Genomic DNA, 25,092 nt, shown 5'->3' with positions numbered 1-25,092 from the left:
CTCTCAACTCCCGGTCGTGTCGTGGATGGTCAGACCTCGCCGCCACACCGCGAGTGCGAGCGCGACCGCTCCCGCCGTCACCACTGGCAGCCACACCACCAGCCCGGTGTCGCCGGTCAGCAGATAGGTGCAGGGCACGTATGACGTGAAGGCGAAGGGCAGCACCCAGGTCAGCAGGGCTCGCAGGGTCGGGTGGTAGATGTCCAGCGGGTAGGAGGTGAACTCGGAGACCTGGTTGGCCGCGTACATGGCGGGCAGGCTGGTGACCGTCCAGAAGGACAGCGAGGCGAACAGGAGCTTCACCGCCGAGTGGATCAGCGCCCCGCACAGGACGAACAGCGGGGCCAGTGCCCACTGGGTGGCGGTCAGGTCCAGGTCGAGATGAGATCCGGACCAGCCCACGAGGGCCGCGCCGACGATCAGTTCGCCGAACCCGTCCGGGTGCAGGAACCGCTCGGAAAGCAGTGAGAACAGCGGGCTGACGGGCCGCACCAGGTGCCGGTAGAACTCACCGCGCTGCACCAGCTTGCGGCTCAGCTCCCACAGCTGGTCGGTGAAGAGATGGTCGAGGCCCCGCGGCAGCAGGGAGAAGCCCAGCAGGAACACCACCTCGTGGTACGACCAGCCGCCCACCACCGGCACCTGCCGGAACACCAGGCCGACCACGGCCGTCTGCACCCCGACCCGGACCAGGAACGCGCCGGCACCGAGCAGGAAGTCCAACCGGTAGGCGGTGAGCCGGTGCAGACCGACACCGCCCAGGAACCAGGACAGACGCGCGTACCGCGCCGCCGTGCTCCATGCGCTCATCCGCCGAGCACCTCCAGCCGGCCGAGTGCCGCCCGCCACAGCACGGCACACACGGCCCCGAGCCCCAGGACCCAGCCCACCTGCTGCACCAGGACCTGCAGTGCCCCGGCGGCGCCGTCGTAGCGGCCCAGGAGCAGCGTCAGCGGGCCGTCGACCATGCCCCGGAACGGCAGCCAACGGGCGAGGGCCGCCAGTGGCTGCGGCATCAGCGCGATCGGCACCAACTGCCCGGCGAAGAAGGCGACCACACTCTGCTTGACCATGCGGACGCCCCAGGTGTTCGTGGTGACGAAGCCGGTCATGCCGGTGAGCAGGTTGACGCAGAACGCGATGAGCACCGAGAACACGGTGGACAGCGCGAACAGGGCCACGTCGCCTGGACGCGGCACCGTGAGAGGTACCAGGAGGGCGAAGAGGACCAGGACCGGCACCGCGACGAGCACCGCGTTCGCCGCGACGACCGGCAGGCTGGCGAAGAACCGCACCAGCGGATAGCTGACAGGGCGCACCAGCATCACGGCCACGTCCCCGCGGTAGACCTCGGCGGCGACCTCGTCGTCCACCCGGTTGGTGTGCAGTACCTGGAGCACCTGCGCGACCAAGAGGTAGGTGGTGATGCCCGTGAGGGTGAAGCCGCCCGGCCCACCGTCCGCCGGAGTGTCCGCGTAGACGGCGCGCCACAGGAACACGGTGACGGCCGCGCCCGCGGCCGCGGTCATGCCGGTGATCACGAACATTGAGCGGTACTGCAGGAGTGACTGCAGCCCTCCTGTCGCGAACGGGAGGTAGGCCCGCACCGCGCGCATCGTGGGTGGCTTCACGCGGCGTCCACCTCACGGAGGGCCGCGTCACGTCGCTGCCCGTAAATCTGGCGCAGCACGTCCTCGAGGTCGGGCTCGGGCGCGTAGCAGTCGGCCAGGTCGAAGCGTTCCAGGAGGAAGGCGAGTACGCGGCGGGAGGTGAACTCCGTCGCGGGGTAGTCGACGTGGACGCGGCCGCCGTCGACCACCGTGGCCCGCACCCCGGGCAGTCCCTGCTCCACGATCGCGCAAGCGGCGTCCGGCGCGATCGGGTCGCGGTGGTCGAAGAGGACGGCACGCCGGTCGGCCGAGCGCAACAGGTCCTGGATGCTGCCCTGATGCACCACCCGGCCCCGGTCCACCACCAGGGCGCTGTCGCAGATGGCCGCGATGTCGGCGATGTCGTGACTGGTCAGTACGACGGTGGTGCCCAGCTCGCGGTGAGCGTGGTTGACCAGTTCGCGCACGGCCTCCTTGAGCACCATGTCGAGCCCGATCGTGGGTTCGTCCCAGAACACCACCGCCGGGTCGTGCAGCAGGCTCGCCGCGATCTCCGCGCGCATGCGCTGTCCGAGGCTCAGCTGCCGCACCGGTGTGGTCCCGAGCGCGTCGATGTCGAGGAGGTCGCGGTACAGGGCCAGGTTGCGCCGGTAGACGGGGTCCGGGATGTCGTAGATCCGCCGCAGGATGCGGAACGAGTCCGGCACGGACAGGTCCCACCACAGCTGGCTGCGCTGCCCGAAGACGACCCCGATGGACCGGGCGTTGCGCTGCCGGTGGCGATACGGCTCTATGCCGCGCACCCGGCAGTACCCCGCCGTGGGGGTCGTGATGCCGGTGAGCATCTTGATGGTGGTGGACTTGCCGGCGCCGTTCGCGCCGATGTAGGCGGTGCGTGAGCCGGCCGGGATCTCGAAGGAGACGCCGTCCACGGCGCGTACCACCCGGTGTCTGCGGGTGAAGAGGGTGGCGAGCGAGCCCGCCAGGCCCGGCCGCCGCTCCGGGATCTTGAACTCCTTGACCAGTTCGTGTGCGACGATCACGCGTCCACCGCCTGTTCGATCGCCTTCGCGAGCAGTCCGACACCCTCGTCCACCAGCGCCTCGTCGATCGTGAAGGGTGGTGCGATGCGCAGCACGTGCCCGCCGAGCGCGACCCGCAGCCCCAGATCCAGCGCGGTCGTGTACACGGAGCGCGCGAGTGCGGGGGAGGGGGTGCGGCTGGCCCGGTCGGTCACGAACTCCAGGCCCCACAGCAGCCCGAGCCCGCGCACCTCCCCGAGGTTCTCGAACCGGTCGTGCAGTGCTCGGAGCCGGTCACCGAGCACCTCGCCGAGACGGTCCACCTGTTCGATCAGGCGGTCCCGCTCGATGACCTCCAGGGTCGCGCGTGCGGCCGCTATCCCGAGCGGGTTGCTCGCATAGGTGGAGGCGTACGCACCCGGTGTCGCCGCGGCGGGATCGTGCAGCAGGTCGTGGCGGCCCGCGAGCACGGCGAAGGGGAAGCCGTTCGCCATGCCCTTCGACATGGCCACCAGATCCGGCTCCACCCCGACGCGGTCACTGGCCAGGAAGGCGCCGGTGCGACCGCCGCCCGTGAGCACCTCGTCGGCGACGAGCAGCACACCGCTTGACCGGCAGGCGTCGGCGATCTGGTCCCAGTAGCCGGCCGGCGGCACGATGACGCCGGCCGCGCCGAGCACCGGCTCGAAGACCAGGGCCGACGTGCTGGGCTTGTCGGTGATGTGGCGGCGTACCAGCGACGCGCAGCGCACACCGCAGGACGGGTACTCCAGGTCCAGCGGACACCGGTAGCAGTAGGGCGCGTAGCCGAGCACGCTGTTGCCCGCGAACGACTGGTGACCGATGTCCCAGTGCACGAGCATCCGTGCCCCCAGCGTTTTGCCGTGGAAGCCGTGCCGCAGCGCGCCGATCCGGTTGCGTCCCGGTGGTGCGGTCGCCTGTACGACGCGCAGGGCGGCCTCGACCACCTCGGCACCGGTGGAGAACAGCGCGTATGTGTCGAGGTGTTCGGGAAGCAGCCGGGCCAGGGTGTCGAGGAGCCGCGCCCGGTCGGGCGTGGCGGTGTCGTGCACGTTCCACAGCCGGTGTGCCTGGGCGGTGAGCGCCTCGACCACCTCGGGATGGGTGTGCCCGAGGGACTGCGTGAGGGTGCCGGCGGCGAAGTCGAGGTACTGGTTGCCGTCCAGGTCGGTCAGTACGGGGCCGCGTCCTTCGGCGAAGACCCGTCGTCCCGCGGTCGCCTCCTCGGAGGCTCCGGGTGCCAGGCGCAACTCCTCCCGCTCCAACTGGTCGAGCTGGTGGTGCTGGTGCCTCACGGCGGCTCCCTACGGTGTGAACTGAGCTGTGGAGCAAGGGTTTTGGTTGGTGAGGACTCCGAGTGAAACACCGTGGCGACGATCTCAGCAAGTCGTTTCTGAAAATTTCAGAAGCGCCTTGCACGGTGTTGCGAACTCTGCTTGAGTCGAAATGCGCCCCGCTCACCGAGCTGGACCGAGGAGGAGTCAGTGCGACCGCACTCACCGCAAGAACCGCCCCGCCGGAGGTCCGTGTGAAGGCCCTGCTCCTGGCAGGCGGGACGGGTAGCAGACTGCGTCCCTTCACCCACACCGGTGCCAAGCAGCTGATGCCGATAGCCAACCGGCCGGTTCTCTCCTACGCGCTCGACGCGCTGGCGGCCGCCGGAATCGCCGAGACGGGCATCGTCGTCGGCTCCCACGAGAGGGAGATCCGCCGGGTGGTCGGAGACGGCTCGGCCTTCGGCCTGCGGGTCACCTACCTGCGCCAGCACCGCCCCCTGGGCCTCGCCCATGCGGTGCGGATCGCCCGCGACTTCCTGGGCGACGACGACTTCCTCCTCTACCTCGGCGACAACTACCTGCCCGAAGGGGTCACCGGGTTCCTGCGGCGAGCCCGGACCGAACGGGCGGCGGCCCGGCTGCTGTTGACGCGGGTCGCCGACCCGACCGCCTTCGGTGTGGCCGAAGTCGAGGGAGGTGACGAAGGCAGGGTGCTGCGGCTGGAGGAGAAGCCCGAACACCCGCGCAGCGATCTGGCCCTCGTGGGCGTCTACGCCTTCACCGCCGCCGTGCACGAGGCGGTCCGGTCCATCTCCCCCTCCGCCCGCGGGGAACTGGAGATCACCCATGCCGTCCAGTGGATGATCGACCAGGGGCTTCCAGTGCGCGCGGAGACCACGGCGGCGCCCTGGCGGGACACCGGCAGCGTCGACGACATGCTGGAGGTCAACCGGCACGTCCTGGATACCGTGACCGGAGGCATCGAGGGCAAGGTCGACGCCGAGAGCACGGTACGCGGACGGGTCCTCGTCGCCGAGGGAGCCGTGGTGCGGGGCTCACGGATCACAGGTCCGGCGATCATCGGCGCCGGAACAGTGGTCACCGACTCCATGATCGGGCCCTATACCGCGGTCGGTGAGGACTGCCGCATCGAGGACAGCGCGATCGCCCACTCGGTTCTGCTGCCCGGGGCACGGATCGCGGGCGCCCCACGCATCGAGGACTCCCTCATAGGCCGCGGCGCGGTCGTCGTGGCGTCCCCGCGGCTGTCGCGCTCGCACAGGCTCGTCATCGGGGACGACAGCAGGGTCCACCTCACTTCGTGACAGCCTGCCGGCCGGAACGCACCGATGCGCCCCGCCACCGTCGACGACCACTCCAAGGACAAGGTGCACACGACCTCATGACCCGACGCATCCTCGTCACCGGCGGAGCCGGCTTCATCGGCTCCGCATACGTTCGTGCCCTGCTGGGGCCGGCCGGGCCACCGGGCATCGAGGTGACCGTGCTCGACGCCCTCACGTACGCCGGCAGCCTCACCCGCCTGGAATCCGTCACCGGCGACCCTCGGCTGTCCTTCGTACACGGCGACGTGCTGGATGCCCGTTCGGTGGAGCGGCTCGCCGCTCAACACGAGGACATCGTGCACTTCGCGGCCGAGTCCCACGTCGACCGGTCGATCGCCTCCGGCGCGGCCTTCACCCGCACCAACGTCATGGGCACCCAGACTCTCCTCGACGCCGTGCTCCGACAGGGCACCCGCACCTTCGTCCAGGTCTCCACCGACGAGGTGTACGGCGACCTGCCGGCCGGCGCCGCCACGGAGGACTCCCCGCTGAGCCCCAACTCGCCCTACGCGGCGTCCAAGGCCGCCGCCGACCACGTGGCACTGGCTCATCACCGCACGCACGGCCTGGACGTCCGGGTGACACGCTGTTCGAACAACTTCGGTGCCTACCAGCATCCCGAGAAGCTGATCCCGCGCTTTGTGGCGGCGCTGTTCAGCGGCGGCAAGGTCCCGGTCTACGGGGACGGGCTGCAGGTGCGGGACTGGCTGTCGGTCGACGACCACGTGCGGGGCATCGAACTCGTCCGCACGGCGGGCCGCGCCGGTCGCGTCTACAACATCGGTGGCGGTACCTCACTGACCAACCTCGACCTGACCCACCGGCTGCTCGAACTGTGCGGTGCCGGCCCCGACCGCATCGAGCACGTGGAGGACCGCAAGGGGCACGACCGCCGCTACGCGGTGGACCACACGCGTATCACCCAGGAACTCGGCTACCGACCGTCCGGCGATTTCGAGCGGGCGCTCGCGCGGACGGTGACCTGGTACCGCGAGCACCCGCACTGGTGGCGACCGCTGTACGAGTCAGCCTGACCGGTTCCCCGGAAGGATCAGCGGGGGCGGGTGATGGGCGCCGCGGTGGTCGAGCCGCGTACCACGAGCTCGGGCATGAACATGAACTCGGTGTGGGGCGCGGGGGTTCCGCCGATCTCCTCGAGAACCGCGCGGACGGCGGCCTGGCCCATGGCATGCACCGGCTGACGAATGGTGGTGAGGGGCGGGTCGGTGAAAGCGATCAGCGGAGAATCGTCGAAGCCGACCACGGAGACGTCCTGGGGGACCCGGCAGCCGGCTTGGCGGGCGGCTCGGATGGCGCCCAGCGCCATCATGTCGCTGGCGCAGACGATGGCCGTGCAACCTTGCGCAAGGAGCGCAGTACCCGCTGCCTGGCCCCCCTCCATGGTGAAGAGGGAGTGCTGCACAAGCTCCTCGCCCTGTTCCTCACTCAGGCCCAGATACCCGGACATCCCGGCCAGGAAGCCCGCGATCTTGCGTTGCACCGGGACGAACCGGCGCGGGCCGACGGCGAGGCCGATCCGCGTGTGGCCGAGCGAGGCGAGGTGCTGCACGGCCAAGCGCGTCGCGGCATGGTCGTCGGTGGATACGAAAGGGGCCTCGATGTGCGCCGAGAACCCGTTGACGAGCACGAACGGTATGCCCTGACCGCGGAGTTGGTCGTACCTCTGGGTGTCGGCGGTGGTGTCGGCGTGCAGCCCGGAGACGTAGATGATGCCGGAAACGCTGCGTTCCACCAGCATCTCGGTGAGTTCGTCCTCGGTCGAGCCGCCCGGAGTCTGGGTGGCGAGGACCGGCGTGTATCCCTGGCGCGTGAGCGCCTGGCCGATGACCTGGGCGAGCGCGGGGAAAATGGGATTGTCCAGCTCGGGGGTGATCAGGCCCACCAGGCCGGCGCTTCGGGTGCGCAACCGCGGCGGTCGCTCGTACCCGAGTACGTCGAGTGCCGCCATGACGGACTCGCGGGTGCCGGTGGCCACTCCTGGCTTGCCGTTGAGCACGCGACTGACGGTGGCTTCACTGACTCCCGCCTGGGCTGCGATGTCGGAGAGCCGCGCGGTCATGGACAGGGACTCTACCCGTTACCAGAGGGAAAGCCCACCAGCACCGGACGGCCACCGTGATGGTGTAGCCGGTGTCCTTGCGGAATACCTTGCAGCCCCGTGCGGCGCGAAGAGAGAAGCTGTTGGGCGGACCGGGCCCATCATCGTCTGTTTTGCGGTGATTCGCGTCACTGCATGCCAAGGATGCGCGGGACGTCAAGTATTCCGTCAGCAACTGATGGGTTACGAAGAAGTAACGATGGGCAGTTCTTGCAGAAAATTCGCGCAACGTCTTTCGCCAGTCTTTCTCCACTGTTACGTTCACGTCGCCCGGTGGCCGCGACGGCTCAGTCGGCAAGTCGGCCAGAGGTACGGACGGGACCGTTCCTCGCCCACTCACGGGCCTTCACCCTCTAGGAGATCTCATGCGGCGTGGCATAGTGACCACCGCGGTGGTGGCGTCCCTCGCACTCGCGGCGACGGCCTGCGGCGGAAGCGATGACGGGGGCAAGGCCTCCGGCCCCGTGACCATCACATGGTGGGACACGTCGAACGCCACCAACGAGGCGCCCACGTACAAGGCCCTGATCAAGGACTTCGAGAAGGCCAACCCGGACGTCAAGGTCAAATACGTCAACGTCCCCTTCGACCAGGCCCAGAACAAGTTCGACACGGCGGCCGGCGCCAGCGGCGCACCCGACGTGATTCGTGCCGAGGTCGGCTGGACCCCGGCCTTCGCGAAGAAGAGCTACCTGCTGCCGCTCGACGGCACCGTGGCGCTCGACGAGCAGGATAAGTTCCAGCCGAACCTGATGAAGCAGGCCCAGTACGAGGGCAAGACGTACGGTGTTCCGCTGCTCACCGACACGCTCGCGCTCGTGTACAACAAGGAGCTCTTCGAGAAGGCGGGCATCAGCGAGGCGCCCAAGACCTGGGACGAGCTGAAGAAGGCCGCCGCCACCGTCAAGGACAAGACCGGCGTCGACGGGTTCTTCGGTTCCGAGAAGGGCTACTACCTCGAGCCGTTCCTCCTGGGCGAGGGCACCGACACGGTCGACGCCGAGGCCAAGAAGATCACGGTGAACTCCGCCAAGGGACAGAAGGCGGCCGAGACCTGGCTGAGCCTGTTCAACGGCAAGGGCCTGCACAAGGCGGACGTCACGGCCGACTCGTACGCGCACCGCCAGGACGCGTTCGTCAACGGCAAGGTCGCCATGACCATCGAGGGTCCCTGGGAGATCACGAACTTCTACAAGGGCACCGCGTTCAAGGACAAGAACAACCTCGGTGTCGCCACCGTCCCGGCCGGTTCCACCGGCAAGGCGGCCGCTCCGACGGGCGGCCACAACCTGTCCGTCTACGCCGGATCCGACAAGGCCCACCAGGACGCGGCCCTGCAGTTCGTCAAGTGGATGACCTCCGCGAAGACGCAGGAGCAGATCGCCCTGAAGAACTCGACGCTGCCCACGCGCTCGGACGCGTACACCGAGAAGGTGACCGCCGACCCCGGCCTCGCCGGATTCCAGAAGGTGCTCTCCGCCGCCCAGCCGCGGCCCGAGCTGCCCGAGTACAGCTCGCTGTGGGGGCCGCTCGACCAGGAGCTGCCCAAGGCGGCCAGTGGCAAGAAGAGCCTCGACGCAGTCCTGTCCTCCGTCGAGGTCCAGTACGGCAAGCTCCTGCCCGACGGCTTCAGCAAGTGACGCGCTGATCGAGCGCTCCCCGATCAGGTGCCGCGGCCCCGCCCCAACAGCCCGCCCCGCGTGGCGGGCCGCGGCACCCGTTACACCCGCCCCAGACCAGAAGGTGTTTCCTCATGACTGTCGCCGTGGAGCGCCCGGCCGCACCCAGTGGTGACGACCGCGGCCGGCGTCCGGGCCTCATCACCCGTCTCAAGAGCGGCTACCAGAAGCACTGGTACGCCTACGCGATGATCGCCCCGGTCGTTGTCGTGCTCGCCGTCATCGTGCTGTATCCGCTGGTCCGGGGCTTCTATCTGACGCTGACGGACGCCACGAGCCTCAACTCCGCCCGCACCATCGGCGTCAACCACATCGACGCCACCTACAAGTTCATCGGCCTCGACAACTACGCCGACATCCTGTGGGGACCGACGGCGTACGACCGCTTCTGGTCCCACTTCATCTGGACCATCGTCTGGACGGCCGCCTGCGTCGCGCTGCACTACGGTCTCGGTCTCGGCCTGGCCCTGCTGCTCAACCAGAAGGGGCTGCGCGGCCGCACCGCCTACCGGATGATGCTCATCCTGCCGTGGGCCGTGCCGACGTTCGTCACCGTCTTCGCCTGGCGCTTCATGCTCGCCGATGCCGGCGTCGTCAACACGACGCTCGACGCGCTCGGGATGCCCTCGCCGGCCTGGCTGGAGGATCCGCTCTTCCAGCAGATCGCCGCCATCATGGTCAACACCTGGTGCGGTGTGCCCTTCATGATGGTCTCGCTCCTCGGCGGCCTGCAGTCGATCGACTCGACGCTGTACGAAGCAGCGGAGATGGACGGCGCGAACGCCTGGCAGCAGTTCCGCAACGTGACCCTGCCCGGGCTCAGGTCGGTCAGCTCCACGGTCGTGCTGCTCGGCGTGATCTGGACGTTCAACCAGTTCGCGATCATCTTCCTGCTCTTCGGCAACACCGCGCCGGACGCGCAGATCCTGGTCACCTGGGCCTACTACCTCGGCTTCGGACAGACTCCGCGAGACTACGCCCAGTCCGCGACGTACGGCGTCCTGCTGCTGTCCCTCCTCATCGTGTTCACCTCCGTCTACCGCCGCTGGCTGAACCGCAACGACGTGCAAGCCGCCATCTGACGCCGCAGGAGCAGCCACCATCATGAGCACCCAGACCCTTTCCACCTCACCGGCCCTGGACCCGGTCGAGACGTCCGTGCCGCGCAACGCTCCGCGCCGTGGCCGGCGCAGCCGCGGGGTTTCGGTGGCCACGCACGCCGTGCTGGTCGTCGCGAGCCTCGTCGCGCTGTTCCCGATCGGCTGGCTGGTGTTCCTCTCGCTCGGCCCGGGCAAGGACGACTACCTCCATCCCTCCCGCATCCTCGACACCGCGACCCTGAGCAACTACTCGTTCGTGCTCGAGCACACCAACTTCCTCAAGTGGCTGGGCAATACGCTCATCGTGTCCCTCGGCACCACCGTGATCGGGGTACTCGTGGCGGCGACCAGCGGATACGCCGTCTCACGGATGCGTTTCCCGGGCTACAAGAAGTTCATGTGGGTCCTGCTGATCACGCAGATGTTCCCCATCGCGGTCCTGATGGTCCCGATGTATGTGATCCTCTCGGACCTCCGCCTCATCGACACCTACGCGGCGCTCATCCTGGTCTATCTCACGACCGCGGTGCCGTACTGCGCCTGGCTGATGAAGGGCTACTTCGACACGATCCCCGTCGAGATCGACGAGGCCGGCCGGGTCGACGGACTCTCGCCGTTCGGCACGTTCTTCCGTCTGATCCTGCCACTGGCCCGCCCGGGCCTGGCCGTCGCTGGGTTCTACACCATGATCACGGCCTGGAGCGAGGTCGCGTTCGCCACCACGTTCATGCTCGACGACCAGAAGTACACCCTCGCCGTCGGCCTGCAGAGCTTCGTCAGCCAGCACGACGCGCAGCGTCAGTACATGGCCGCGACGGCCGTACTGATCGCCATCCCGATCTCCGCAGTCTTCTACCTCGTTCAGAAGAACCTGGTGACCGGTCTGACAGCCGGTGGCACCAAGGGCTGAGAACCCGCCCGCACCACTGACCCGTTGTCCGGCCCCTCACGTCTCAAGGGACATCATGAGCCAGTACCCGACCGACATGGCACCTGCCCGCGTCACCTCCACCCGCGAAGCCGCGGACTGGTGGCGAGACGCCGTCATCTACCAGGTCTACCCGCGCAGCTTCGCCGACAGCAACGGAGACGGCACCGGTGATCTCGAAGGCATCAGGCAGCGCCTCCCGTATCTGCGCGATCTCGGCGTGGACGCGGTCTGGCTGAGCCCGTTCTACGCCTCTCCGCAGGCGGACGGCGGCTACGACGTCGCCGACTACCGTGCCGTCGACCCCATGTTCGGCACTCTGCTGGACGCCGACGCGCTGATCCGCGACGCCCACACCCTGGACCTGCGCATCATCGTCGACCTGGTGCCGAACCACTCCTCGGACCAGCACGAGTGGTTCAGGCGCGCGGTCGCCGAGGGGCCCGGGTCGCCGCTGCGGGAGCGCTACCACTTCCGCCCCGGCAAGGGGGAGAACGGGGAACTGCCGCCCAACGACTGGGAGTCCATCTTCGGTGGCCCCGCCTGGACCCGGCTGCCGGACGGCGAGTGGTACCTGCACCTCTTCGCGCCCGAGCAGCCCGACCTCAACTGGGAACACCCCGCCGTCGCCGACGAGTTCCGCTCGATCCTGCGGTTCTGGCTGGACATGGGCGTCGACGGCTTCCGCATCGATGTCGCCCACGGCATGGTCAAGGCCGAGGGCCTGCCCGACCTCGGCGGAAGCGACCAGCTCAAGCTGCTCGGCACCGACGTCATGCCGTTCTTCGACCAGGACGGTGTCCACGACATCTACCGCGCCTGGCGCCTCATCCTCAACGAGTACGACCGGGACAGGATCTTCGTCGCCGAGGCATGGACCCCGACCGTCGAGCGCACCGCCAACTACGTCCGTCCCGACGAACTGCACCAGGCCTTCAACTTCCAGTACCTGGGCGCACCCTGGGACGCCGCCGAACTCCGCGCGATCATCGACAGCTCCCTCGACGCCATGCGACCCGTCGGCGCCCCGGCGACCTGGGTGCTGTCCAACCACGACGTCACCCGGCACGCCACCCGATACGCCAACCCGCCCGGCCTCGGCACGCAGATCCGCACTCCCGGTGACCGCGCGCTGGGCCTGCGTCGTGCCCGCGCCGCGACGCTGCTGATGCTCGCGCTGCCCGGCTCCGCCTACATCTACCAGGGCGAGGAACTCGGCCTGCCCGACGTCACCGACCTGCCCGACGAACTGCGCCAGGACCCGTCCTTCTTCCGGGCCCAGGGCCAGGACGGCTTCCGCGACGGCTGCCGGGTGCCGATCCCCTGGACCCGCGAGGGCTCCTCATACGGCTTCGGCGCCGGCGGCAGCTGGCTGCCGCAGCCGGCGGGCTGGGGCGAGCTGAGCGTCGAGGCGCAGACCGGCGTCGCCGGCTCCACTCTCGAGCTGTACCGCACCGCCCTCGCCGTGCGCCGCGAGCAGCCGGGCCTCGGCGCCGGCACCGACGTGGTCTGGCACGACGACGCCCCGACCGGAACCCTGAGGTTCGACCGGCCCGGCTTCGCGTGCACCGTCAATACGACGGGGAGCGCGGTCCGCATCGCGGCACCCGGCCGCGTACTGCTCGCATCGAGCCCGGTCAGGGCAAGCGGCGACGAGTTCGAACTGCCCGCCGACACGGCCGTCTGGTGGGAGGTATGACGGCCTTGCGGCCGCTTCGCGCAACCGAGACCGGCACGCTGCGCCTCCACGACATCGCGGCCCAGGCGGCGGTGAGTGAAGCCACCGTCAGCCGGGTGCTCAACGGCAAGCCCGGCGTCGCCTCCGGTACCCGGCAGAAGGTCCTCGCCGCGCTCGACGTGCTCGGCTACGAGCGGCCGACACGGCTGCGCCGGCGCAGCGCCGGACTCATCGGGTTGGTCATCCCCGAGCTGACCAACCCGATCTTCCCCGCGTTCGCCCAGGTCATCGAGCAGGTCCTCGCGGGATACGGGTACACCCCGGTGTTGTGCACCCAGATGCCGGGCGGGGCGACCGAGGACGAACTGGTCGAACAGCTGGAGGAGCGCGGTGTCAACGGCATCGTGTTCCTTTCCGGGCTGCACGCGGACACCACGGCGGACGCGTTGCGCTATGCCCGGCTCGCCGAGCGGAAGGTGCCGTTCGTCCTCATCAACGGGTTCAACGAACACGTCAACGCGCCGTTCGTGTCCCCGGACGACCGCTCGGCGGCGCGAATGGCCGTGCGGCACCTCGTGGATCTCGGACACGAGCGCATCGGCCTGGCCGTCGGGCCGACCCGTTTCGTACCGTCCCGGCGCAAGGCGGAGGGCTTCGTGGCCGCGCTGCACTCCTTCCTCGGTACGCCCGGTGACGAGGCCGGGAGGCTGATCCAGCGCACGCTGTTCAGTGTCGAGGGCGGCCATGCTGCCGCCGGCGCGCTGCTCGACCAGGGCTGCACCGGCATCGTCTGCGGCAGCGATCCGATGGCGCTCGGCGTCATCCGGGCGGTGCGCGAGCGAGGCCTAGACGTGCCGCGGGACGTGTCGGTGATCGGGTTCGACGACTCACCGCTGATCCCGTTCACCGATCCGCCGCTGACCACGGTGCGCCAGCCCGTACAGGCCATGGCGACCGCGGCGGTGGGAGCGCTCCTGGAAGAGATCGGCGGTACCCCGGTCCAGCGGACGGAGTACGTTTTCCAGCCCGAGCTGGTGGTGCGGGGCTCTACGGCGCAGGCGGCGCGGAGCCAGGCGCACGCCTAGATCCCTGAACGGGCCGGTGTGTACCGCTCCGGTCCGGGCCGGGCGCGTGTGGCCCGGTGCGGACCGGGCCACCGGCACCGGACCGGAAGCGTGGTTGAAGGTAACACCGTCGGAACTCTTGCGTAAGTCCTTGCAAGAAGAATTCCCCATTGAATGCGGCGGTTTGGCGAGAGTGGGGTCGAAGGGGTTGACCATGAAGGCGCCTCCCCATACGGTCGGCCCGCAACCATTTGCAGCAAGATTCATCGATGCGGTGGTTGACTCCATCCCCCCCACCAACCCCACGGGCATGGCGCGTTGCCCTTCGACTCAGGAGGAACCATGGCCAGAAAGTCCGTGGCTGCCGCACTCGCCGTCGTGGCGGGAGCCGCTGCCGCCGTCACGGTCCCGGCCCCGGCGCAGGCCGCGCCGGTCGGAGACAAGGACGTCACCGCGGTGATGTTCGAGTGGAACTTCGCATCGGTTGCCAAGGAGTGCACCGACACGCTCGGCCCCGCCGGCTACGGCTACGTCCACGTCTCACCGCCCAACGAGCGGGTGCAGGGCAGCCAGTGGTGGACCGCCTACCAGCCCGTCAGCTACAAGATCGCCACCCGGCTCGGTGACCGCGCCGCGTTCAAGAGCATGGTCGAGACCTGCCACGCGGCCGGAGTGAAGGTCGTGGCCGACACCGTCATCAACCACATGGCCAACTCCTCCGGCACGGGTACCGGCGGCTCCACGTACAGCAAGTACGACTACCCGGGCACCTACTCCGGCGCGGACATGGACGACTGCCGCACCGACATCACTGATTACCGGGACCGCTGGAACGTCCAGCACTGCGAGATGGGCAGTCTGCCCGACCTCGACACCGGCGAGGAGTACGTCCGAAAGACCATCGCAGGGTACCTGAACGACCTGCTCTCCCTGGGCGTCGACGGATTCCGCGTCGACGCCGCCAAGCACATCGCCGTCGACGACCTCAAGGACATCAAGTCGCGGCTCACCGACCCGAACGCGTACATGAAGCTGGAAACGATCGGAGCCCCGGGGGAGGCCGTGCAGCCCAGTGAGTACCTGGGCGTCGGCGACCCGCAGGAGTTCACGTACGCCTATGATCTCAAGCGGGTCTTCAGCGGCGAGAAGCTCGCGTACCTGAAGAACTTCGGGGAGGACTGGGGGTACCTGCCGAGCGACAAGGCGTCCGTGTTCGTGACCAACCACGACACCGAACGCAACGGCCGGACGCTCACCTACAAGGACGGCGCCACGTACACGCTCGCCCAGGTCTTCTCGCTGGCCTGGCCGTACGGTGCTCCGGACGTGCACTCCGGCTACTCCTTCACCGACACGGCGGCGGGCGGCCCCAACGGCGGTCAGGTGAACGCCTGCTACACCGACGGCTGGAAGTGCCAGCACGCCTGGCGCGAGGTCGCGAGCATGGTCGCCTGGCGCAACACCGCCCACGGCGAGGCCGTGACGGACTGGTGGGACAACGGGAACAACCAGATCGCCTTCGGCCGCGGATCCAAGGCGTACGTCGCCATCAACCACGAGGGCGGATCGCTGACCCGCACGTTCCAGACCTCCCTGCCCGCCGGTGACTACTGCGACGTGCAGAGCGGCAAGGGCGTCACGGTGAACTCCGCCGGCCAGTTCACGGCCACGCTCGGGGCGAACACCGCGCTGGCCCTGCACGTCGGTGCCAAGACCTGTGGTGGCGGCAGCACCGACCCCGAGCCGGCCGCCGGCGCCTCGTTCCGCGTGAACGCCACGACCAGCTGGGGCGAGAACATCTACGTCACCGGCGACAACACCCGGCTCGGCGACTGGAACCCCGACAACGCACTCAAGCTCGACCCGGCCGCCTACCCGGTCTGGAAGCTCGACGTCAGCCTCCCGGCCGGGACCTCCTTCGAGTACAAGTACCTGCGCAAGGACGCGAACGGCAAGGTCACCTGGGAGAGCGGCGCGAACCGCACCGCGACCGTCTCGTCGTCAGGCACCGTCGTGCTCGGCGACACCTGGCGCGACTGAACACCCGCACCTCCACGACCCACGGCCGCCCGGTGCCGCGCCTCGCCGCAGGCGCCGGGCGGCCGGACGTGCCCCGGATCCCAACCGACCGCACAGACGAGGAGCACACACGCGTGACCGGCTCTCTGCGAAGATCCGTTCTCACCACGGCGCTGGCGACCGTTCTGGCCACGGCCCTGCCCGCACCCGCGCACGCTGCGTCCGCACCCACGGCACCCGCGCCCCCACCCGACGCATGGCTGGCAGCGCAGCCCGCACGCCCTTCAGTGAGCAGGGAACAGTTCTACCTCCTCATGCCGGACCGCTTCGCGAACGCAGACCCGTCCAACGACCGAGGAGGCCTCAGCGGCGACCGCTACAGCACGGGCTACGACCCGACGGACAAGAACTTCTACCAGGGCGGCGACCTCAAGGGCATCACGCGCAGGCTCGACTACATCAAGGGACTAGGCACCACCGCGATCTGGCTCACGCCCGTGTTCCGCAACAAGACGGTGCTGGAACGGGGCGGCAAGAAGACCGCCTCCTATCATGGCTACGCCGTCACCGACTTCACCAGCGTCGACCCGCACTTCGGTTCGGAACGCGATCTCACCGACCTCATCTCCAAGGCCCATGCCAAGGGTATGAAGGTCTACTTCGACGTCATCACCAATCACACCGCCGACACCGTCGACTACGCGGAGAAGAAGTACGGCTACCGGAGCAAGGGCGCCTACCCGTACCTGGACGCGTCGGGCCGGCCCTTCGACGACGCCGAGGCCATGTCGAAGGTCGACCGGGACTCCTTCCCGTACACGCCGGAGAACACCGGCGAGATGGTTCCCGAGTGGCTGAACGACCCGACGATGTACCACAACCGCGGCGACTCGACCTTCGCCGGCGAGAGCGCGCTGTACGGCGACTTCTACGGCCTGGACGATCTGTGGACCGAGCGGCCCGAGGTCGTCCAGGGCATGGAGAAGATCTACGAGAAGTGGGTCGACGACTTCGACGTCGACGGTTTCCGCGTGGACACCGCCAAGAACGTCAACATGGAATTCTGGACGCAGTGGGCCACGGCACTCGACGCCTACGCCGCGAAGAAGGGCCGTGAGGACTTCTTCTTGTTCGCCGAGGCGTTCTCCGCCGACCCGGCCATCACCGCTCCCTACCTCACCGAGGGCCGCCTCGACGGAACTCTCGACTTCCCGCTCCAGTCCGCCATCCGCAACTATGCCTCACGAGGCGGCCCCGCCGGTGACCTGGCCACCGTCTTCGCGCAGGACTACCGGTACACCACGGACAAGACGAACGCGTACAGCCAGGTCACGTTTCTCGGCAGCCATGACATGGGCCGTATCGGCTTCTTCCTGAAGTCCGATCATCCGGGGGCCGGGGATGCGGAACTGTTGCGGCGGGACCGGCTGGCGCACGAGTTGATGTTCCTGTCGCGGGGCAACCCGGTGATCTACTCCGGTGACGAGCAGGGCTTCACCGGCGCCGGGGACGACGTCTACGGTCGTCAGTCGATGTTCGCGTCGAAGGTGGCGGACTACCTGGACGACGACGAGATCGGTACGGAGCGTACGCATGCGAGTGACGCGTATGACGTGCGGCATCCGCTGTACCGGTCGATCGCGGCGTTGTCGAAGCTGCGCAAGGCGAATCCGGCGTTGGCGGACGGGGTGCAGAAGGAGCTGTACGCGAAGGATTCCGTGTACGCGTTCTCGCGCACGGGGGGTGGCCGGGAGTATGTCGTCGCGGTCAACAACGCGAGTGCGGCGAAGACGGTCGAGCTGCCGGTGGAGAGTCGTGGGTCGGGCAAGTTCCGGTTCCTGTACGGCGGTTCGGGCAAGGTGCGGGCGAAGGACGGGCGCATCGAGGTGACGGTGCCGGCTTTGTCGTCGGTGGTGCTGCGTGCGCAGAACAAGCTGAAGCGGCCGTCGGTGCGGCCGTCGGTGTCGCTGGAGGTGCCGGAGGCGGGTGCCACGGGCACGGTGACGATCTCGGCGGATCCGGGGCGGACGGCGGGTGCGCGGGTCGTCCTGGCCGCCCAGGTGGGCAACGGCAGATGGCAGACTCTCGGTTCCGCCGACCACGCTCCGTACAAGTTCACGCAGAAGATCCCCGACTCGGTGGCAGCCGGGACGCCTCTGCGCTACAAGGCCGTGGTGGTCGACCGTGCCGGCCGCACCGCGAGCACACTCGCCGACACCGTGACGGGGCAGGCACCGACGCTGAAGAAGCCGACGGCCGAACGCCGCCACGTCGTCGTGCACTACCACCGCGCCGACGGCGACTACACCGGCCTGACGCTTCACACCGCGAACGGGACCACCGCCGACTTCTCGGGACGGGACGCCTACGGAGCGTTCGCATGGCTCAGCCCCGCGGAGGGGACCGGGAAGATCCGATTCACGGTCGAGCGTGACGGTAAACCCGAAGGCGCCGAGCGTGTCGTGGACGTCGCCGCGGCCGGTGAGGTATGGACGAAGGAGAACTCGGACCTCGTGGACGCCGTCCGTCCCGCGGACGCCTATTCACCTCAGGACACGACGAAGGCCGTCCTCCACTACCACCGTCCGGACGGCGACTACGCCGGCTGGGGCTTGCACACCTGGACCGGAGCCGCGAACCCGTCCGAGTGGAACGAACCGATCCAACCGGTACGCCGCGACGCCTACGGTCTCGTATTCGAAGTGCCTCTCAAAGCGGGTGCGCCTTCCCTGAGCTACGTCTTCCACAAGAAGGAAGAAAAGGACGTCCCGGCCGACGAGGCACTTGTCTTCTCCTTGTACGGCCACGAGGTGTGGCGCGTCGCGGGCGAGGCGCCCTATCTGACGCCGTCCCTCGGCGGTGCCTTCCCGATGGATCTCGATCCCGCGGCCTCCGCGGCCACTTGGATCGACGAGAACACCGTCGTGTGGCACGGCACCGGCACGGGCGTCGCCGCCCAGCAACTCGTCTACGCCGCGGACGGGGGTCTGACTCTGCGGGACGGCGTCCTGTCCGACGAAGGGCAGTGGCTACGTCTCGTCCCCACCGAGCTGAGCGCGGCTCAGCAGGCGGCGCACCCCGAACTCGCCGACACCACGGCGTTCTCCATCGACCCGCGCGACCGCGACCGCATCCCCGAAGCACGCCGGGCCAAGCAGCTCATCGCCACCCAACGTTCCGACAACGGAGCTCTGTTGGGTGCAACGAGCGTGACAGCACTGTTCTCCACGCCTCAGCAGGTCCAGAAGGGTTCGACCAGGTGAACCGCAGACATGGCGCGCACGGCGCCTCACGGAAGGCGGCCGCCGCAGCGGTCGCGGCGGCGCTGCTCGGCGCAGCGCTGCACACTGCCACGCCGGCTTCGGCGGCCCCGACACCGCCCAAGCCGCCCTCCGACGCGAAACTGGCCGCGGAGCCCGCACGCCATGATGTGACCCGCGAACAGTTCTACTTCGTCCTGCCCGACCGGTTCGCGAACGGGGACCGGTCCAACGACAGGGGAGGTCTCACCGGCAGCCGCTCGGTGACCGGATTCGACCCCACGGACAAGGGCTTCTACCAGGGCGGCGACCTCAAGGGCCTGACCCGGAAGCTCGACTACATCAAGGGCCTGGGCACCACCGCGATATGGATGGCGCCGATCTTCAAGAACAAACCGGTCCAGGGCAACGGCGAGAGCGCCGGATATCACGGCTACTGGATCACCGACTTCACCCGGGTCGACCCGCACTTCGGCACCAACCAGGACCTGAAGAACCTCGTCTCCAAGGCCCATGCCAAGGGTATGAAGGTCTACTTCGACGTCATCACCAACCACACCGCCGACGTCCTCACCAACACCGAGAAGAAGTACGGCTACCGGAGCAAGGGCGCCTACCCCTACCTCGACACCGAGGGCCGTCCGTTCGACGACACCGAGGAGACCGACCGCAAGGTCGACGAGGACTCGTTCCCCTACACGCCCCAGATCCCGGCTGCGGAGAAGACGGCCAAAGTCCCGGCGTGGCTGAACGACCCGACGATGTACCACAACCGCGGCGACTCCACCTTCGTCGGCGAGAGCGGCCTCTACGGCGACCACACCGGCCTGGACGATCTGTGGACCGAGCGGCCCGAGGTCGTCGAGGGCATGGAGAAGATCTACGAGAGGTGGGTCAAGGACTTCGACATCGACGGCTTCCGCGTGGACACCGTCCGCAACGTCGACATGAAGTTCTGGACGCAGTGGGCCACGGCCCTCGACGCCTACGCCGCCAAGCGGGGCCGGGACGACTTCTTCATCTTCGGTGAGACGCTCTCCGCCGACCCGTCCGTCATCGCCCCGTACGTGACCGAGGGCCGCCTCGACGCGACACTCGACTTCCCGCTCCAGAACGCCATCCGCGGCTACGCCTCGCAGGGCAAGCCGGCCTCCGGCCTGTCGGACGTCTTCGCACAGGACTACCGGTACACCACGGACAAGGCCAACGCATACAACGAGGTCACGTTTCTCGGCAATCACGACATGGGCCGCATCGGCTCCTTCCTGAAGTCCGATCACCCGGGGGCCGGGGACGCGGAACTGTTGCGGCGGGACCGGCTGGCGCACGAGTTGATGTTCCTGTCGCGGGGCAACCCGGTGATCTACTCCGGTGACGAGCAGGGCTTCACCGGCGCCGGCGGGGACAAGGACGCCCGCCAGACGATGTTCGCGTCGAAGGTGGCGGACTACCTGGACGACGACGAGATCGGTACGGAGCGTACGCATGCGAGTGACGCGTATGACGTGCGGCATCCGCTGTACCGGTCGATCGCGGCGTTGTCGAAGCTGCGCAAGGCGAATCCGGCGTTGGCGGACGGGGTGCAGAAGGAGCTGTACGCGAAGGATTCCGTGTACGCGTTCTCGCGCACGGGGGGTGGCCGGGAGTATGTCGTCGCGGTCAACAACGCGAGTGCGGCGAAGACGGTCGAGCTGCCGGTGGAGAGTCGTGGGTCGGGCAAGTTCCGGTTCCTGTACGGCGGTTCGGGCAAGGTGCGGGCGAAGGACGGGCGCATCGAGGTGACGGTGCCGGCTTTGTCGTCGGTGGTGCTGCGTGCGCAGAACAAGCTGAAGCGGCCGTCGGTGCGGCCGTCCGTGTCGCTGGAGGCGCCGGAGGCGGGTGCCACGGGCACGGTGACGATCTCGGCGGATCCGGGGCGGACGGCGGGTGCGCGGGTCGTCCTGGCCGCCCAGGTGGGCAACGGCAGATGGCAGACTCTCGGTTCCGCCGACCACGCTCCGTACAAGTTCACGCAGAAGATCCCCGACTCGGTGGCAGCCGGGACGCCTCTGCGCTACAAGGCCGTGGTGGTCGACCGTGCCGGCCGCACCGCGAGCACACTCGCCGACACCGTGACGGGGCAGGCACCGACGCCGAAGAAGCCGAGCGCCGTGGACCGCGCACACGCAGTCGTGCACTACAAGCGGGCGAACGGCGACTACGACAACGTCCTGCTCAAGTCCGGGGACACGGAAGCACGCTTCGTCGGCCGGGACGCCTACGGCGCCTTCGCCTGGGTGAGGGTTCCGGAGGGATCGGACTCGGTGACGTACACGATCGAGGACTCCGGCACGGCGGAGGGCGGCGAGCGCACCATCGACCTGGCGCAGACCGGTGAGGTCTGGGTCGAGCAGGGCAAGGAGGGCCAGGCGACCACCAAGCCGGACGGGGTGTACCCCTCCCCGGACAAGACGAAGGCGGTCATCCACGTCCACCGCTCCGACGGTGACTACGACGGATGGGGCCTGCACACCTGGACCGGCTCCGCCAAGGAGACGGACTGGACGAAGCCACTGCAGCCCGTCGGCAAGGATGCATACGGGGTCACCTTCGAGGTGCCGCTGTCCGACGGCGCGACCTCACTGAGCTACATCCTGCACAAGGGCGACGAAAAGGACATCCCCAGCGACCGGTCCCTGGACCTGGCCGTGTACGGCAACGAAGTCTGGCTGAACGCGGGGGAGAGCGGCTACTTGCTGCCCTCGGTCGGTTCGGCCCCGGACCTCGACATCACCAAGGCCCAGGCACAGTGGATCGACACCGACACCGTTGCCCTGCCCCCGTCCCTGAACGTCAAGGCCGCCGCGTCGACCCAGTTGGTGTACTCCCGCGACGGTGGCATCACCGTCGACGACGGCGCGCTCAGCAGCGAGGGGCGCTGGCTGCGGCTGCTGCCCGCACAGCTCACCGAGTCCCAGAAAGCCGCGTATCCCCACCTGAAGGCGTACACGGCGTACACGGTCGACCCACGTGACCGGGACCGAGTGCGTGACGCCCTCTTCGGGCAGCTCATCCTGACCCAACGCCTCGCGAACGGTGCTCTGGCCACCGCGACCGGCGTCCAGATCCAGGGTGTCCTCGACGACGTGTACGCGGGGAAGGCGAAACGGACGGTGTTCGGGCCGATGTTCAAGGGCCGCACCGCGTCCTTGACTGTCTGGGCACCGACGGCTCACAAGGTGTCCCTCGAACTCGACGGCAGAACCATCCCCATGCGCCGTGACGACGCGAGCGGTGCTTGGTCGGTGACCGGCCCCGCAGCCGCCTGGCGAGGCAAGGAGTACCGGTACGCGGTGACTGTGTGGGCACCCAGTGTCCAGAAGGTCGTCACCAACAAGGTCACCGACCCGTACTCCCTCGCCCTGACCACCGACTCCGAGCGCAGCCTCGTCGTCGACCTGGACGACCGCTCCCTCGCCCCGCGCGGCTGGGAGCACTACCGCAAGCCCGAGGCGGTCCCGCTGCGGGACGCGCAGATCCAGGAGCTGCACATCCGCGACTTCTCCGTCGCCGACCCGACGGCGGACGCGGACCACCGGGGCACCTACCTCGCCTTCACCGACGAGAAGAGCGACGGCTCCAAGCACTTGCGCGAGCTGGCCGAGGCCGGCACCTCCTACGTGCACCTGCTGCCCGCCTTCGACATCGCCACCATCCCCGAGAAGAAGTCCGAGCGGACGACGCCCGACTGCGACCTCGCCGCCTACCCGGCCGACTCCGACAAGCAGCAGGAGTGCGTGACGAAGGCCGCCGCCAAGGACGCCTTCAACTGGGGCTACGACCCGTACCACTACACGGTCCCCGAGGGCTCCTACGCCACCGACCCGGACGGCACCGGGCGCACCGTCGAGTTCCGCAAGATGGTCAAGGCCCTCAACGACGACGGCCTGCGCGTCGTCATGGACGTCGTCTACAACCACACGGCCGCGAGCGGCCAGGCCAAGACCAGCGTCCTCGACCGCATCGTGCCCGGCTACTACCAGCGGCTGCTCGCCGACGGATCGGTCGCCAACAGCACCTGCTGCTCCAACACCGCCACCGAGAACGCCATGATGGGCAAGCTCGTCGTCGACTCGGTCGTCACCTGGGCCAAGGAGTACAAGGTCGACGGCTTCCGCTTCGACCTCATGGGCCACCACCCGAAGTCCAACATCCTCGCGGTCCGCAAGGCGCTGGACGAGCTGACGCTCAAGAAGGACGGCGTCGACGGCAAGAAGATCATCCTGTACGGCGAGGGCTGGAACTTCGGCGAGGTCGCCGACGACGCCCGCTTCGTCCAGGCCACCCAGAAGAACATGGCCGGCACCGGCATCGCCACCTTCTCCGACCGGGCCCGCGACGCCGTGCGCGGCGGCGGCCCCTTCGACGAGGACCCCGGCGTCCAGGGCTTCGCCTCCGGCCTCTACACCGACCCCAACTCCTCGAAGGCCAACGGCACCGAGGCCGAGCAGAAGGCCCGCCTCCTGCACTACCAGGACCTGATCAAGGTCGGCCTGACCGGCAACCTCGCCGACTACGCCTTCACCGACACCGACGGCAAGGAGGTCAAGGGCTCCGAGGTCGACTACAACGGCGCCCCCGCCGGATACGCGGCGGCACCCGGCGACGCCCTCGCCTACGCCGACGCCCACGACAACGAGTCCCTCTTCGACGCGCTCGCCTTCAAGCTGCCCAAGGACACCTCCGCCGACGACCGGGCCCGCATGCAGGTCCTCGCCATGGCGACCGCCACCCTCTCGCAGGGCCCGGCGCTCTCCCAGGCGGGCACCGACCTGCTGCGCTCCAAGTCGCTGGACCGCAACTCCTACGACAGCGGCGACTGGTTCAACGCCCTGCACTGGAACTGCGCCGACGGCAACGGCTTCGGCCGCGGCCTGCCACCGGCCGCCGACAACCAGGACAAGTGGCCCTACGCCAAGCCCCTGCTGGACACCGTGCGGGTCGGCTGCCCGCAGATCAACGGCACCTCGGCGGCGTACCGGGACCTGCTGAGGATCCGCAGCGGCGAGAAGGACTTCTCCCTCGCCACGACCGCGCAGGTGCAGTCCCGGCTCTCCTTCCCGCTCTCCGGCGAGGACGAGACACCCGGGGTGATCACCATGAGCCTCGGCGACCTCGTCGTCGTCTTCAACGCCACGCCCGAGAAGCAGGAACAGCGCGTCGACGCGGCGGCCGGGACCGGCTACCGCCTGCACCCGGTGCAGGCGGCGGGCGCGGACCCGGTGGTGAAGGAGTCGGCGTACGCGGCGAAGACCGGCACCTTCACCGTGCCGGCCCGCACCGTCGCGGTCTTCACCGACAAGTGATGACAGAGGCGTCGCCGGAGACAGAGGGCGACACGTGACACAGGACTCTGCCCTGTTTGTTGCCGGAACCCGGCAACAAACAGGGCATTGTTCCGTGTGCGCTGGAAGCCCTTCCGGCCCACGACAGGCAACATGTTGCTGGTTTGATGCCTCGGTAGCGGCGGCAGATGTCCTCACTTGGGTCAGACCTGACGACCGTCGGCACCTGCATCGCGCCGCGAATCAGGAGGGACACCGCCCTCCTCCCGCGGTGCGAGCACGATGTCGAGACGCCATACCGCCCACCCGGCCCGGATCGGTCGGACCCGCATTCCGTCGTAACGGAGAATCAGCACGGCCATGTCGTCGTGTGTCTCTGGTGCCTGCTGGCGACGAGGTGATCGGCCAGTTCCCGCACGGCTCGGATGCCGTCCTCCAGGAAGAGGTGGCCGACTCCACAGGTCCGTCCGTCGGGGGTGTGATGACCGCGGCTGGACTGTGCCGCTCAAAGGACCTTGCCAAGAGTGGGAACGAGGCGAGGCCGCTGCTTCGTCACGAACGAGGGCCGCGGGCTGAAGAGCCCGTCACTGAAACGGTGTGCACTCTGGCGCTGGCCCTCGCGGTTCCGGTGGCGAAGGTTGCCTA

Annotated in this window: 14 protein-coding genes and 1 pseudogene; 10 read left to right on the top strand and 5 right to left on the bottom strand. The window is 68.6% G+C overall.

Going from position 1 to position 25,092, the window contains the following annotated elements:
• Positions 1-3: 3 nt before the first annotated feature.
• Genes Sco07f_RS21675 through Sco07f_RS21660 form a run of 4 tightly spaced genes read right to left on the bottom strand, consistent with a single transcriptional unit; the run spans position 4 to position 3,948 of the window.
• Positions 4-810, bottom strand: a complete 807-nt coding sequence (locus Sco07f_RS21675; RefSeq protein ID WP_087788920.1) for an ABC transporter permease — start codon at positions 808-810, stop codon at positions 4-6.
• Positions 807-1,631: an ABC transporter permease gene (locus Sco07f_RS21670; RefSeq protein ID WP_087788919.1), complete on the bottom strand. Its 825-nt coding sequence runs from the start codon at positions 1,629-1,631 to the stop codon at positions 807-809. Before Sco07f_RS21670 ends, Sco07f_RS21675 begins: the two co-directional genes overlap by 4 nt.
• Positions 1,628-2,653, bottom strand: a complete 1,026-nt coding sequence (locus tag Sco07f_RS21665; protein ID WP_108988839.1) for an ABC transporter ATP-binding protein — start codon at positions 2,651-2,653, stop codon at positions 1,628-1,630. Before Sco07f_RS21665 ends, Sco07f_RS21670 begins: the two co-directional genes overlap by 4 nt.
• On the bottom strand, positions 2,650-3,948 hold the full coding sequence (locus tag Sco07f_RS21660) for an aspartate aminotransferase family protein (RefSeq protein ID WP_108988838.1): 1,299 nt from the start codon (positions 3,946-3,948) through the stop codon (positions 2,650-2,652). The genes Sco07f_RS21665 and Sco07f_RS21660 overlap by 4 nt, the downstream gene beginning before the upstream one ends.
• A 233-nt stretch (positions 3,949-4,181) precedes the next feature.
• Between Sco07f_RS21660 and Sco07f_RS21655 the strand changes: the two genes are divergently transcribed.
• Complete coding sequence (locus Sco07f_RS21655) at positions 4,182-5,255, top strand: glucose-1-phosphate thymidylyltransferase (protein WP_108988837.1); 1,074 nt, start codon at positions 4,182-4,184, stop codon at positions 5,253-5,255.
• A 77-nt stretch (positions 5,256-5,332) separates the two neighbouring features.
• Complete coding sequence (rfbB, locus tag Sco07f_RS21650) at positions 5,333-6,310, top strand: dTDP-glucose 4,6-dehydratase (RefSeq protein ID WP_108988836.1); 978 nt, start codon at positions 5,333-5,335, stop codon at positions 6,308-6,310.
• Positions 6,311-6,327: 17 nt separating this feature from the next.
• On the opposite strand, the gene Sco07f_RS21645 is transcribed toward rfbB, so the two are convergent.
• Positions 6,328-7,356, bottom strand: a complete 1,029-nt coding sequence (locus Sco07f_RS21645; protein ID WP_007388257.1) for a LacI family DNA-binding transcriptional regulator — start codon at positions 7,354-7,356, stop codon at positions 6,328-6,330.
• Positions 7,357-7,760: 404 nt separating this feature from the next.
• Between Sco07f_RS21645 and Sco07f_RS21640 the strand changes: the two genes are divergently transcribed.
• From Sco07f_RS21640 to pulA, 8 genes and pseudogenes are all read left to right on the top strand, one after another.
• Positions 7,761-9,035 carry an extracellular solute-binding protein gene (locus Sco07f_RS21640; RefSeq protein ID WP_108988835.1) on the top strand — a complete coding sequence of 425 codons (1,275 nt, stop codon included), beginning with the start codon at positions 7,761-7,763 and terminating at the stop codon, positions 9,033-9,035.
• A 113-nt stretch (positions 9,036-9,148) separates the two neighbouring features.
• The gene (locus Sco07f_RS21635) at positions 9,149-10,156 is read left to right on the top strand and encodes a carbohydrate ABC transporter permease (protein WP_007388233.1); all 1,008 of its coding nucleotides are present in this window, start codon (positions 9,149-9,151) and stop codon (positions 10,154-10,156) included.
• Positions 10,157-10,178: 22 nt separating this feature from the next.
• The gene (locus tag Sco07f_RS21630) at positions 10,179-11,084 is read left to right on the top strand and encodes a sugar ABC transporter permease (protein ID WP_108988834.1); all 906 of its coding nucleotides are present in this window, start codon (positions 10,179-10,181) and stop codon (positions 11,082-11,084) included.
• A gap of 76 nt (positions 11,085-11,160) precedes the next feature.
• Complete coding sequence (locus Sco07f_RS21625) at positions 11,161-12,801, top strand: glycoside hydrolase family 13 protein (protein ID WP_244942101.1); 1,641 nt, start codon at positions 11,161-11,163, stop codon at positions 12,799-12,801.
• The gene (locus tag Sco07f_RS21620) at positions 12,798-13,865 is read left to right on the top strand and encodes a LacI family DNA-binding transcriptional regulator (protein ID WP_108988832.1); all 1,068 of its coding nucleotides are present in this window, start codon (positions 12,798-12,800) and stop codon (positions 13,863-13,865) included. Before Sco07f_RS21625 ends, Sco07f_RS21620 begins: the two co-directional genes overlap by 4 nt.
• Positions 13,866-14,186: 321 nt before the next feature.
• Positions 14,187-15,884, top strand: a complete 1,698-nt coding sequence (locus Sco07f_RS21615) for a carbohydrate-binding module family 20 domain-containing protein (RefSeq protein ID WP_087788912.1) — start codon at positions 14,187-14,189, stop codon at positions 15,882-15,884.
• Between the two features lie 113 nt (positions 15,885-15,997).
• Positions 15,998-19,075, top strand: a pseudogene (locus Sco07f_RS21610) (alpha-amylase family glycosyl hydrolase); the annotation flags it as partial.
• Between the two features lie 47 nt (positions 19,076-19,122).
• Positions 19,123-24,468, top strand: a complete 5,346-nt coding sequence (gene pulA / locus Sco07f_RS21605) for a pullulanase-type alpha-1,6-glucosidase (protein ID WP_108988831.1) — start codon at positions 19,123-19,125, stop codon at positions 24,466-24,468.
• Positions 24,469-25,092 lie beyond the last annotated feature (624 nt).

It is taken from the genome of Streptomyces coelicoflavus, from assembly GCF_003112555.1.
Taxonomy (GTDB): domain Bacteria; phylum Actinomycetota; class Actinomycetes; order Streptomycetales; family Streptomycetaceae; genus Streptomyces; species Streptomyces coelicoflavus.
This window is presented reverse-complemented; position numbering and strand designations above follow the sequence as displayed.

Excerpts from the sequence above, each read along its gene's own strand:
- Sco07f_RS21675 (WP_087788920.1), bottom strand. The coding sequence starts at position 810 with ATGAGCGCATGGAGCACGGCGGCGCGGTACGCGCGTCTGTCCTGGTTC.
- rfbB (WP_108988836.1), top strand. The coding sequence starts at position 5,333 with ATGACCCGACGCATCCTCGTCACCGGCGGAGCCGGCTTCATCGGCTCC.
- Sco07f_RS21645 (WP_007388257.1), bottom strand. The coding sequence starts at position 7,356 with ATGACCGCGCGGCTCTCCGACATCGCAGCCCAGGCGGGAGTCAGTGAA.
- Sco07f_RS21640 (WP_108988835.1), top strand. The coding sequence starts at position 7,761 with ATGCGGCGTGGCATAGTGACCACCGCGGTGGTGGCGTCCCTCGCACTC.
- Sco07f_RS21635 (WP_007388233.1), top strand. The coding sequence starts at position 9,149 with ATGACTGTCGCCGTGGAGCGCCCGGCCGCACCCAGTGGTGACGACCGC.
- Sco07f_RS21630 (WP_108988834.1), top strand. The coding sequence starts at position 10,179 with ATGAGCACCCAGACCCTTTCCACCTCACCGGCCCTGGACCCGGTCGAG.
- Sco07f_RS21625 (WP_244942101.1), top strand. The coding sequence starts at position 11,161 with ATGGCACCTGCCCGCGTCACCTCCACCCGCGAAGCCGCGGACTGGTGG.
- Sco07f_RS21620 (WP_108988832.1), top strand. The coding sequence starts at position 12,798 with ATGACGGCCTTGCGGCCGCTTCGCGCAACCGAGACCGGCACGCTGCGC.
- Sco07f_RS21615 (WP_087788912.1), top strand. The coding sequence starts at position 14,187 with ATGGCCAGAAAGTCCGTGGCTGCCGCACTCGCCGTCGTGGCGGGAGCC.